Genomic DNA, 12,330 nt, shown 5'->3' with positions numbered 1-12,330 from the left:
GGTCGTTGTTGTGCAGGACCGCCACGATCAGACGCGGATCGGCCCACTGGGAGGCATACCGCTTGATCGTGATGAGCTCGGCCAGCCCGTTCATCTGCATGGCGCCGTCCCCGACGAAGGCGATGACAGGCCGGTCGGGGTGGCCGAACTTCGCGCCGATCGCGTACGGCACGCCCGGCCCCATCGTCGCCAGCGTCCCCGACAGCGAGCCGCGCACGCCGGCGCGGATCTTCAGGTCGCGCGCGTACCAGTTCGCGGCCGAGCCGGAGTCGGCGGTCACGATGGCGTTCTGCGGCAGCCGCGAGTTCAGCTCCCAGAACAGCAGCATCGGGTTGATCGGGTCGGCCTCCACCCTGGCCTGGCGTTCGACCGTGGCCCACCAGCGCGCCAGGTTCTGCTCGACGGTGTCGCGCCAGGACCGGTCCTGTTTGCGGGTCAGGCGCGGGATCAGCGCCCGCAGCGTCTCGGCGGCGTCGCCGACGAGGTTGACCTCGGTCGGGTAGCGCATGCCGATCATGCGGCCGTCGAGGTCGATCTGCACCCCGCGCGCCTCGCCGAAGGGCGGCAGGAACTGCGTGTACGGGAAGTTGGACCCGACGATCAGCAGCGTGTCGCAGTCGCGCATGAGCTCGTAGGAGGGCCGGGTGCCGAGCAGGCCGATGGACCCGGTGACGTACGGCAGATCGTCCGGCAGCACGTCCTTGCCGAGCAGCGCCTTGGCCACCCCGGCCCCGGTGAGCTCGGCGACCTCGACGACCTCCGGGGCGGCCGCGCGGGCCCCCTGACCGACCAGGATCGCCACCTTCGACCCGGCGTTGAGGACCTCGGCCGCCCGGCCGATCTCCTCCTCCGGCGCGCGGGTCACCGGCGGCGTGTAGCCGGGCGCCGACGACGGCACGTTCTTGAACGCGTGGCCGGGCGGCTCGTAGTCCTCTTCTTGCAGGTCGGAGGGGATGATCACGGCGGTCGGAGCGCGCTCGGCGACGGCGATGCGCATCGCGCGGTCGATGAGGTTGGGCAGCTGCGCCGGGACGGTCGCCATCTGCACGTACGCGCTCGCGACATCCTTGAACAGGCTCAGCAGGTCCACCTCCTGCTGGTAGTTGCCGCCCATCGCGCTGCGGGCCGTCTGCCCGACGATCGCCACGACCGGGACGTGGTCGAGTTTGGCGTCGTACAGGCCGTTCAGCAGGTGGATCGCGCCGGGCCCGCTGGTGGCCAGGCACACCCCCGGTTTGCCGGTGAACTTGGCGTACCCGACGGCCTGGAACGCGGACATCTCCTCGTGCCGGGACTGGACGAACCGCGGGCGGTCCTCGGCGCGTCCCAGCGCCGCGATGATCCCGTTGATGCCGTCGCCCGGATAGCCGAACAGGTGCTCCACACCCCACTGACGCAAGCGCAGGAGTAGATAATCGGCGACGGTAGGAGCCATGACCAGGTCCTCCCAGCGATAGCGGCTTTCCTCAGGCCCTGCCCGGGCCACAAGATTGAAACCGGCGAGCCGGGTAGTCGGTCCGGTGTTCTCCCGGCTCAAGGCTCGCCCCGCACCCACCCGAGGTCGAGTTCCTTGACAGGACCCCTTGCCGGCACACCATGACATGACCGGCTTCTAGGACTTCGCATCGATTAGGCCTAAGGCAGAGCGGGAAGTCCAAGTTCCGTCCCCCCGGCAGCCGTCGGGAGGGGACGTGTCGTGGCCAGGATCGAGCAGCAGCCGGAGCCCACGATCCCCGTCCAGGTCAGTAGCCAGGCCAGGGCCGGGCGGCTGATCGTTTCTTGGTTGTCCACCACCGATCACAAGGTGGTCGGGTATCTCTACCTCTCGACCAGCTTCGTCTTCTTCCTCCTGGCCGGGATCATGGCGATGGTGATCCGCGCCGAACTGCTCGGCCCGGGACTGCAGTTCGTCACGCGAGAGCAGTTCAACCAGCTCTTCAGCATCCACGGCACGATCATGCTGCTGCTGTTCGCGACTCCGCTCTTCGGCGGGTTCGCCAACTTCGTCATGCCCTTGCAGATCGGCGCCCCGGACGTCGCCTTCCCCCGGCTGAACATGGTCGGTTACTGGTTGTTCCTGTTCGGCGGACTGATCGTGATCAGCGGCTTCCTCCTGCCCGGCGGCGCCGCCCCGTTCGGCTGGACCGCCTACACCCCGCTGTCCACGCAGGAGTTCACCCCCGGCCCCAACATCGGCGGCGACCTGTGGGTGATGGGCCTGGCACTCAGCGGGCTGGGCACCATCCTGGCCTCCGTCAACTTCATCACCACCATCATCTGCATGCGAGCACCGGGCATGACCATGTTCCGGATGCCGATCTTCACCTGGAACACCCTGCTGACCAGCATGATGGTGTTGATAGCCTTCCCGGTGCTGGCGGCGGCGCTGCTGGTGCTGGAGTCGGACCGCAAGCTCGGCACCCACGTCTTCGACGCGGCCAGCGGCGGCGCGATCCTGTGGCAGCACCTGTTCTGGTTCTTCGGCCACCCCGAGGTGTACATCATCGCGCTGCCGTTCTTCGGCATCGTGACCGAGGTGATTCCGGTCTTCAGCCGTAAACCGCTCTTCGGCTACCTCGGCATGATCGGCGCCACCATCGCCATCGCCGGACTGTCGATGACCGTGTGGGCCCACCACATGTTCGTCACCGGACAGGTGCTCCTGCCGTTCTTCTCCATCATGACGTTCCTCATCGCGGTCCCGACCGGGGTGAAGTTCTTCAACTGGACCGGCACCATGTGGCGCGGCCACCTGTCCTTCGAGGCGCCGATGCTGTTCTCCGTCGGCTTCCTCCTGACCTTCCTGTTCGGCGGCCTCACCGGCGTCATCCTGGCCTCGCCGCCGCTCGACTTCCACATCAGCGACACCTACTTCGTCGTCGCCCACTTCCACTACACGGTCTTCGGCACCGTGGTCTTCGCGATGTTCTCCGGCTTCTACTTCTGGTGGCCGAAGATGACCGGCCGGATGCTCAACGACAGGTTGGGCAAGCTGCACTTCTGGCCGCTGTTCATCGGCTTCCACACCACGTTCCTCATCCAGCACTGGCTCGGCGTGCTCGGCTTCCCGCGCCGCTACGCCGACTACAGCCCGGCCGACGGATTCACCACGCTCAACGCGATCTCCTCGGCCGGCGCGTTCCTGCTCGGAGCCTCGACCCTGGTGTTCCTCTACAACATCTACTGGACGCACCGCCACGCCCCCCAAGTGAGCGTGGACGACCCATGGGGCTTCGGGAACTCTCTGGAATGGGCCACGTCCTGCCCGCCACCGCGGCACAACTTCACCTTCCTGCCCCGCATCGGTAGCGAACGCCCGGCCTTCGACCTGCACCACCCGTACACCGGCCAACCACAACTGCCCGCCGAACCGCAGACGGAGGCCCCGCCGCCATGAGCGGTTTTATGCCCCTCCTCCTGCCCGGGCTGAGCCGTCAGAACACGACGCAACCCGGCACGTGCACGTTTGAGCCCCTGTCGGTGGGAACAAGGGCGGGGAGGCTCCGCCCGCGCCCCTGGCACTGTGACCAGCGGCGGCGGGGCCCATGACAACCGCACGCCAACCCCGAGGGAGGCCGTCATGGGCACGCAGCAGGACATGATCGAGGTCCTGGTCATCGACCACCGCGAGGTCGAGGAGATGTTCACCCAGCTCGAACGGATGACCGGAGACGGCGGTGAGCAGGCCAAGACGCTGGCCGAGAAAGTGGTCATCGAGCTGGTACGGCACTCCGTCGCCGAGGAGGAGTACCTCTACCCGACCGTCCGCGAACACGTGCGCGGCGGCGGCAAGCTGGCCGATCAGGAGATCGCCGAGCACGCCGACGCGGAAGAGACGATGAAGCGACTGGAGGCGCTGGAGCCGGGCCAGGCCGACTTCTGGCCCACCATGCAACTCCTGATGGGCCAGATCCGGGCACACATCCGGGAGGAGGAGAACGACCTGTTCCCACGCCTCCGTGAGGCGTGCCCGGCCGATCAACTGGTCGAGCTTGGCGCCAAGGTGGAGCGGGCCAAGAAGATGGCCCCCACGCGGCCGCACCCGTCCGCGCCGGACACCCCGCCCGCCAACAAGTTGCTGGCGCCAGGCGCAGGACTGGTGGACCGCATCCGGGACATCCTCACCGGCCGGGGACGTTCCTGACAGACTCCCCACGGCCGATTCGAGCCCGGCAGGGCACAGACCTGGTTACCACCGGTGCCCTGCCTCGATGGGCATCCATCACTGCCGGAGCGAGGCGACCTACCCGCCCGGCTGGGTCACACCGCTGGGCCGACCGCGTACGCTCGTACGATCGTCTGCGTCAGCCCGCCGCCGGACCCGTTCTGAGCCGTCACGCGCAGCGACACGAACCCCGGCGTTGCCGGGTTACGCACCAGGGCCGTCCACCCCGATCCGGACGCCGCCACCGGAACGGCGTGCCAGGTCGCCCCGTCATCGGCCGACATCTCCAGCCGCAGCCGCCTCCACCTTGTGGACAGCACGGACTGCCTGCTCATGGACGTGCTCAGCGTGTACGAGGCGGCTCCGGCGGGCAGTTCGGCACGCAGCTCGCACCGCTCCGGCAGGGCGATCAGGCGGTCGGTGATCCCGGAGGTCGCGAGCATCTTGCCGGCGCCCGCGAGCGTGACGGTTCCCGTCGCGGAGACGTCCGTCCCGGCCCTGCCCGCGACGCCGTCCGCGAACAGGCGCCGGTCGAGCCTGCCCTGGGCGATCAGCGGCAGGGCGTCGGAGGGGATCACGTACAGATGGCCGCCGTGCACCTGCCCCATGAACCCCGCCTCCCTGCCCGCGCCCGGCTCGACCCGGTATCCTCCCCCGGCCACGATGACGCGGTCTCCGATGAGCAGCGTCACCGCGTTTCCCCCGAGCTGTGTTCGTCTGCGCTGTGTTCGTCTGCGCTGTGTTCGTCTGCGCTGTGTTCGTCTGGGTGACGTTCGTCCGGGCCGCGTTCCCTCCCGATCGCGGACGCCAGCAGCGCGGCGGCCACCGCCATGCGGAGGATCATGAACCGCACCCCTCTTTCCGCAGGATCGTCCTCAGCAGCTCGCCGTCCATCGGCGTCTCGCTCACGACCAGGTCCGCCGTGTCGTACGAGGCCAGCCCGCCGCCCGTCACGTACATGGAGTCGGGCACCGAAGCAGTGACCTGCGCGTCCTCCCCCCGCTCGCCCGGCCGCTTGACGGCGTACTCCCTGACGCTCACCCCCAACTCCTTCAGCCGTCCCCGCACCTCGCCCACCGGCCGGTTGTAGAACGGCCGGCAGTGCAGGGGCTCGCCGTCGTCGTTCAGACCGGCACTGGCCTGGTACTCCTCTCCCGGACGGCCCTCACGGCCGAGCAGGATGTCCGCCTGGGCGGTGAAGTCCTTGGCGATGGTGACGCCGATCGGGCACTGTCGGTAGCGCCCGCACTGTTCCGGCCGGTCGATCGTCTTGATCTTGTCCGCGTACGGGAAGGGGCCCGCCTTCCAGCCGGGCGTGTCGGTGGAGATCTCCCCGACGAGGCTCGGGCTCACGGGCACGACCTTCAGCGAGACCTTGAGCCCCAGCCCGCGCAGCCTGCTCTCGTACACCTCGGGCTTGGCGTAGAGGTCCTTGACCTCGATGACGTAGTGGTCACCCTCGTCCTTGACGTCGAGCGCGGCGGCGGGGGATGCGGTGAGGAACGTGGGCAGCGCCCCGGCGGCGACCGCCGCCGCGATCGGCAGCGCCACCGCCCACCTCCTCCTCTTCTTCAGCGGCTTCTGCAGCGGCGCGGCGTCGTCCATGATCTGGGTCAGCATCTCCCGGGCCCCCGGCGTCAGGCCGGGTCCGGGGTCGGGGGCGAGGCTCTTGACGATGTCGTCGACGTCGGTGTTCACGCGTTCTCCTTGGCGAGGTTCACGGCGCGCGGGCCGTAGGTGGTCAGGTCGGCGTCAGCGCGGGCCAGTTCGACGGCCAGCCGCTTGCGGGCGCGGTGCAGGCGCTGGCGGGCCGCCGTGGAGGAGCAGCCGAGCACTTTGGCGATCTGCGGCGTGTCGAGCCCCTCCCAGCCGACCAGGGACAGCAACTCCCTGTCGTCGCCGGACAGGCGGGCGAACGCCTCCCGGGCCGCGTCGGAGGCCGTGTTCACGACGGTGCCGGTCCAGTCGGCGAACTCTTCGCGCAGGCGGACGGTCAGCGCCGCCCTGCGAGACTGGCCGCGCCGGTGGTTGGCCAGGGTGCGCCTGGCCACGCCGTAGAGCCACAGCCGGGCCTCCTCGCCGTACGGCACGTCGGCCAGCCGCCGCCACGCCGTGGTGAACGTCTCGGCCAGCACGTCGGCGGCGTCGTCGGGGTCTTCGGCACGGCGGCGTACGTAACTGGAGACGGCCGCGTAATGCTCGGTGTAGATCTCCTCGAAGCGCCGCCGGGGCTCCGCTGGTCCCACGTCGTCGTCCTTCCGGTTCAGGAATGTCACATGCCGGTAAATGTCCGGCACTTTACGGGTGTGACAGCGGCCGCCCGGCTCTCGAGGACGAACCGCGGAGGCGACTTTCCCGGACGGTCAAGGGAGAAGACACGATCACCGCAGGCCAAGCCCGTTCCCACGGCCGATGGCCGGGCCCGATCCCGCTCCTGGCGTTGATCGCGGCATCAGGCGATCCCGGTCGACCCCGGCTTCTCCGACCCGCGCCCGATGCAGACCTCGCTCGCCGAGGACCTGGCCGGCCGCGGGTACGTCGTCGGCGGCGGGGACCACACCTACGAGGGCACGGGGATCACCTTCCCCGACGGTCCCCCGGCCCTCAGCGCCCCGCTCGGCCTGGAGCGGGGTCAGCAACGCCTGCCAGGTGCCGTCGGCCGGCCGGCGACGGCGCCGCAGAGGGCCCTTATCGCACGCACACCGATCCGGTGGCAGGCAACGCGCCGGTCACCAGGTAGGTGTCGATGCGCTCCGTCGCGCAGGCGGACCTCCGGTATGCGGTGTGGCCGTCGCCGTCGTTGATCAGCAGTCCCGAGCCCTGAATGCGTTCTGAAAGGCTGCGCGCCCAGCGGAGCGGGGTGGCAGGGTCGTGAGTGTTGCCGATCACGAGAATCGGCGGCACGTTCCTGATCGTGCTCTGACGCGGCGAGTGAGCCGGAGGGATCGGCCAGCCTGCGCACCCCGCGGTCATGTCCCAGAATTCAGACGTACCGAGCATATGAGGGGCCATGCTGCGGACCTGCCGCATACGTTTGCGCATGTCGGCAAAGCTGTGGATCCCGGGATCGATGTCCTGGCAGAGGATCGACCGGTAGGCGGCTGTGCTCACCGGATCGTCCAGCGCTTGGGCCCGCATGGTCGCGAAGAGTTGGGCGTCGCCCCGCTCAGCCTGCGTGATCGCGGTTGCGAGGCCACCCGCAAACTCCGGAGTCATGGTGAGGAAGGCATACGCGGAGTAGCGCAGTTCCTCGGCGGTCAGGGGCCGGCCGCCCGATACGCCGATCGGCGCTCGCTCGGCCGCGGTGACCAGGCGGTCCCACACCTGGCTGACGTCGCGACCGTGCAGGGCGCACGTCGCGGTGCGGTCACACCAGGCGGTGAACCGGTCGAAGGAGTCCTCCACGGCCGTTGCGGCGTCGGTGACCAGCCGTGATGCGGGTATGGCCTGATCGACGGCACCGTCCAGTGCCATCGTGCGTACCCTGCTGGGGAACAGGCGGGCGTACTGTGCCCCGAGCATGCTGCCGTAGGACTTGCCGAAGAAACTGATCTTCGTCTCGCCGAGGGCGGCCCGCACCGCGTCGAAGTCGCGTGCGACGTTCGCCGTGTCCAGGTGTGCCGGCAACGGTCCGGTGGAGGTGAGGCAACTGCGGCCGGTGGCCGCGTTCCAGTCGACGAGCTGGTCGTATCCGGCCTTGTCCTTCGGGAACTGGCTGATCTCAGGATTGTGGACGGGCCGGCCGCATCGCAGCGCCGGGATGCTTTCCCCCACTCCACGCGGGTCTATGCCGATGATGTCGAAGCGGCGGCGTAGCTCTTCGGAGAAGGTGTCGGCGGCGTAGTCGCGCACCAGCAGAACGGCGGGCACTCCCGGCCCGCCCGGGTTGTAGAAGAGGGTGCCCACCCGGGCCGAGGGATCCGTGGCCTTACGGCGCACGACTGACAGCTTGATCCTGGCACCCGATGGGGCGTTCCAGTCGAGCGGCACTTCTACCTCGCCGCACTCGGCTCCTGGCTGGTCCGCGCAGGCACGCCAGGACACGCCGGCTCTGCCGGAGTCTGAGGCGGAGGCGCTCCCAGAGGCCTGGGCCGAGGCGAACGCGCCGCTCGCCAGGACCGGTATAGCGACAGACACCCCAATGCCGATCGTCATGTATCGCTTCACAACAGAGTATGGTTCCCGGCCGCTTCGATGAGATCATCAACCGGAAGTACGATCCCGGTCGGCCGAACGGCTGAACCGGATACCGCAGTGGCGGGATCGACGACCGTGCGGGTGCCGATTAATCATCCGGCCAGGTCAAGCCGCGTGTCGGTATTCCTTCGGACACCTCCGAGCCGATCACGTCGGCGGATGTCCAAGGAGGTGATCGAGGCCGGGTTGATGTCGGGATCACAGAGCGGTCGAAGCGGGGCAGGACCGGGCGGTGTGTTCCCGTTCCGGAGACGAGTCGCTGCCGCAGGCGTCCCCGCCACCGACGGGCACCGGCTGCTGCATGCCGGCACCGCAGCAGATCACGATGCCGGCGCAGGATCATGTCAGGGCGGATCAGCAACCTGAGGTGCCGCAGTCTCTCCACGGGCAGACGATGCAGCAGCCCTGCAAGGGCAAAGGAGCTCTCCGCTGGGCAAATGGCCGCCTTATGTCCGGTAGATGCCCTGGTTCGCCTAGATCGCGAGTCCCACAATCGTGCCGTGAACCTCCAGCGAATGATCCGGTTATTACACATCACAGCCCTCTCGTTCTTGATGGCCATCTCCTCGACCGTGCTCTGGGCGGGGGCGGGGCCGGGGGCGACGCCGGCGTATGCGGTGCGGGGCGGGAGCCCGGTCGCCGACGGTACGTGGGGTTTCGTGGCGAAGGTGAACGTCGGTGAGAAGCACGCATGCACGGGAGCCCTGGTCAGCCCGCAGTGGGTGATCACGGCCACCAGTTGTTTCGCCGCCGAGGGGCAGCCCGTCAAGAGCGGGGCGCCGACGGAGGCGACGACGGTGACGGTCGGCAGGACGGACCTGTTCGGCTCGGGCGGGCGGGTGCTGCCCGTGGAGTGGGTCCACCCGCACCGTGACCGGGATGTCGTGCTGGTCCGGTTGTCGTTGCGGGTACTCGACGTGACACCCGTCGCGGTCAGCTCCACCGTTCCTGCCGCGGGGGACGCGCTACAGGTCGCCGGCTATGGCCGGACCGCTGAGGAGTGGGCGCCCAACCGGCTGCATGCCGCGCCGGTCACCGCCGGGACCGTGGCCGCCGGCTCGTTCGGCTGGACCGGAGCGAGCGGCGGCGACACGAGCGCCTGTCAGGGCGACGCGGGAGCCCCGGTGTTCCGTACGGGCGGGAGCCGTCCGGAGCTCGTCGGGCTCAGCATCGGCGCGGGGCAGGGGGGCTGCCTCGGTGCGGCCGGCGACGGGCCGCGCGGCGCCGACGCGGTGCGGGTGGACGACCTGGCGAGCTGGATCAGCCTGGTGGCGGCCGAGCCCACCACCACCTTCCGGACGTACGGCCCCAGTTCGACCGGGCTCGGCGGCTATGACCTGAAGGACGCCCGCGACCAGGTGGTGGCGTTCGACTACGCACATTCGGGGAAGCTGGATCACCTGCTGTTGTACCGGCCGGGAACGGGGATGGTCTCCATCCTCAAGCGGGGCTCGGACGGCACCTACGCTCCGGTCTACTCCTCGGCCGATGGTGGGATCGGCGGCTATGACCTGAAGAACCCGGCGGACCGGATCACCGCCTTCGATTATGACGGCTCGGGGAAGCTCGATCATCTGGTGGTGTACCGGCCGGCGACCGGGATGGTGCACATTCTCAAGCACGGCAGTGGTGCCACGTTCACGCCGGTCTACTCCTCGGCCGACGGTGGGATCGGCGGCTATGACCTGAAGAGCGCGGCGGATCAGATCATCGCCTTCGATTACGAGGGCTCGGGGAAGCTCGATCACCTGCTGCTCTACCGTCCGGGCGGGCACACGGCCTGGATCCTCGAGCACGGCGCGGGCAACACGTTCAGAGCGGTGTTCCACAGCTCGACCGGCATCGGTGGCTATGACCTGCTGAACACGGCGGACCGGATCACCGCCTTCGATTACGACGGCTCGGGGAAGCTGGATCATCTGGTGGTGTACCGGCCGGGGGCCGGGATGGTCTCCATCCTCAAGCGAGGCGCGGACGGCACCTACGCGCCGGTCTACTCCTCGGCCGCCGGCGGCATCGGTGGTTACGACCTGAAGGGCACGGCGGATCAGATCATCGCCTTCGATTACGAGAATTCGGGGAAGCTCGATCATCTGCTGCTCTACCGTCCGGGCTCGCAGACGGCCTGGGTCCTCCAACACGGCGCGGGCAACACGTTCAGAGCGGTGTTCCACAGCTCGACCGGCATCGGTGGCTATGACCTGAAGAGCACGAGGGACCGGATCATCGCCTTCGATTACCAGGGGTCGGGCGGGCAGAGTTATCTGCTCCTCTACCGGCCGATGGACGGGATCGCGTGGGTCGTGAGCCGGGCCTATCCGCCTGGGCGGCCGATCCTGGAAACCGTGTGGCCCGTCATCCGCCCGGACTCCATCGTGGAGAACTTCGCCTATCCCGTGGACTTCCATCACGAGTTCGCAGGTACGTCCGGTCAGGACGACTGGGGTACGGACGAGGCCGAGGCGAAGAACTTCCAGCTGCTCTCCGGGAACGGCGGGATCATCTGGGTCTCGTGCACCGCGTCCCCGGCGAACGGGGTCGGCGTGATCAAGGTGTTCCCGGGCCTGTTGAACGGCCAGACCGAGGTCGGCGAGCCGCACCTCGGCGTGACGGCGGTGTGCTTCAAGGTCATCGGACCCGCGGGATACGTGAAGCTCCGGATCCCGAACGTCTACGAGGTCCAGGGGGACAGCCGCTCACCGGGAGCCGGCCATGACGTGGACGCGACCGTTGTGAACGTGACGTCCGGCGCGGAGCGCACCAAGCGCGTCGAGCGGGACGAGAGCGAGCAGTTCGGACGTACGGACACCACCTGCGACGAGAACCACCCGGATTATCCGGACAACTGCCGAGAGACCCTCCTGGAACTGCGGGTCGTCAGCTGAGAACGGAACGGCCGACCGGCAGGTGACAGCCGGTCGGCCGTCCAGCCCATTCATGTGGAAGCATCGACCGAACAGGTGGAGAGACTGCGATGAAGGCGATTCGCGCGTGGCGCGGCAGGGCTTTATGGCAGATGACGAGTGTCGTCGGCGCCGTGCTCTCGCTGCTTCTCGTGAGCAGCCCGATCGTCGAAGCACGGGCCGCGGCGGCGGAGGCGGACCCACCTCGCGCGCCGGCATGCGAACGCCAGGTGGTCCTGGAGGCCTGGGTCACGGGCGGTGTGAACGTCCGTCCGGCCGCGGAGGATGCGCTGCTCGGAGGGCAGGCGGAGATCTGCGCCTTCCTCGCCCAGCTTCCCCGGCTCGCGACGCAGGACGATCGTGAGCAGGTCGGCCGCATCAAGGCCCACGGAGGCCCCGAGGTGTCCGCCGCCGCCAACGCCGCCCTGGTCTCGGACAACTCCGGTGCCGTGGTGGCGTTTCTCGACGGCGGCTGGGAGACCGCTCGGGAGATCGACCTGCGCGCCAGCGTGAACGAGATGAAGGCGGCCGGCGGACCGGAGGTCAAGGCCGCCGCGAACGCGGTGCTGCGCAACGGGTCGCGTACGGCCTTGGGGCAGTTCATCGAGTCGGGATGGCGGCTGCCGTACCGGCTGGACCTGCGGGCGATCGTCAATCGTGCGATGGCTGACGGCGGCCCGGAGGTGCAGGCCGCGGCGAACCGGGCGCTCCAGGACGGCAGCCTGGAGATGCAGGAACGATTCGTCCAGATCGACTGGGGGGTGGCCCAGGCCCGGGACAACGAGAACCAGACCTTGGGCGATCTCCGGGCGAGCGCCACAGAGGCGACTCGCCGTGCGGCATTCGAGACGATCTCCGCGGTCGCGCAGGCGGAGCGCGCGAAGGCCGAGTCCCTGGCCGCCAAGAACGACGCGCTGGAGGCACAACGCCTCGCCTCGCTGGCTGGACAGGAGTCGGCGGAGGCCAAGCGTCAGGCCCAGCGTGCGGCTGAGGCGGCCGACAAGGGGCCGCTGGCCGACTTCCTGGTCGAGCGGGTGGCCGACGCCTACGTCCGGCTGCTCCAGG

At 68.9% G+C, this 12,330-nt stretch carries 9 protein-coding genes; 4 read left to right on the top strand and 5 right to left on the bottom strand.

Annotated elements, in window-relative coordinates:
- Nucleotides 1-1,435: thiamine pyrophosphate-requiring protein (locus ACWDX9_RS51195; RefSeq protein WP_449968881.1), on the bottom strand; the 1,435-nt coding region annotated here is incomplete at its 3' end.
- 294 nt (nt 1,436-1,729) lie between these two features.
- Here ACWDX9_RS51195 and ctaD point away from each other — a divergent pair.
- Complete coding sequence (gene ctaD, locus ACWDX9_RS51190) at nt 1,730-3,397, top strand: aa3-type cytochrome oxidase subunit I (protein WP_449968884.1); 1,668 nt, start codon at nt 1,730-1,732, stop codon at nt 3,395-3,397.
- 183 nt (nt 3,398-3,580) lie between these two features.
- Nucleotides 3,581-4,144, top strand: a complete 564-nt coding sequence (locus ACWDX9_RS51185) for a hemerythrin domain-containing protein (protein WP_449968878.1) — start codon at nt 3,581-3,583, stop codon at nt 4,142-4,144.
- 116 nt (nt 4,145-4,260) lie between these two features.
- On the opposite strand, the gene ACWDX9_RS51180 is transcribed toward ACWDX9_RS51185, so the two are convergent.
- From ACWDX9_RS51180 to ACWDX9_RS51165, 4 genes are all read right to left on the bottom strand, one after another.
- Nucleotides 4,261-4,857: a hypothetical protein gene (locus ACWDX9_RS51180; protein WP_449968875.1), complete on the bottom strand. Its 597-nt coding sequence runs from the start codon at nt 4,855-4,857 to the stop codon at nt 4,261-4,263.
- Nucleotides 4,858-5,005: 148 nt separating this feature from the next.
- Nucleotides 5,006-5,863 carry a hypothetical protein gene (locus tag ACWDX9_RS51175; protein WP_449968872.1) on the bottom strand — a complete coding sequence of 286 codons (858 nt, stop codon included), beginning with the start codon at nt 5,861-5,863 and terminating at the stop codon, nt 5,006-5,008.
- On the bottom strand, nt 5,860-6,411 hold the full coding sequence (locus ACWDX9_RS51170; protein ID WP_449968870.1) for an RNA polymerase sigma factor: 552 nt from the start codon (nt 6,409-6,411) through the stop codon (nt 5,860-5,862). Before ACWDX9_RS51170 ends, ACWDX9_RS51175 begins: the two co-directional genes overlap by 4 nt.
- Nucleotides 6,412-6,853: 442 nt before the next feature.
- Complete coding sequence (locus ACWDX9_RS51165) at nt 6,854-8,155, bottom strand: alpha/beta hydrolase (protein WP_449968867.1); 1,302 nt, start codon at nt 8,153-8,155, stop codon at nt 6,854-6,856.
- A 707-nt stretch (nt 8,156-8,862) separates the two neighbouring features.
- Between ACWDX9_RS51165 and ACWDX9_RS51160 the strand changes: the two genes are divergently transcribed.
- Both ACWDX9_RS51160 and ACWDX9_RS51155 read left to right on the top strand, forming a co-directional pair.
- Nucleotides 8,863-11,247 (top strand): S1 family peptidase, encoded by a 2,385-nt coding sequence (locus tag ACWDX9_RS51160; RefSeq protein ID WP_449968864.1) that lies wholly within the window; start codon nt 8,863-8,865, stop codon nt 11,245-11,247.
- Nucleotides 11,248-11,378: 131 nt separating this feature from the next.
- Nucleotides 11,379-12,330 (top strand): ALF repeat-containing protein (locus ACWDX9_RS51155; RefSeq protein WP_449968861.1); only part of this gene is annotated, 952 nt, incomplete at its 3' end.

It is taken from the genome of Nonomuraea sp. NPDC003201 (assembly GCF_053590415.1).
The sequence above is the reverse complement of the archived record's forward strand: the minus strand, read 5'-3'. Positions and strand labels throughout refer to the sequence as shown.

What these genes read in the sequence shown, in the direction of transcription:
- ACWDX9_RS51185 (WP_449968878.1), top strand. Translation starts at nt 3,581, where the DNA reads ATGGGCACGCAGCAGGACATGATCGAGGTCCTGGTCATCGACCACCGC.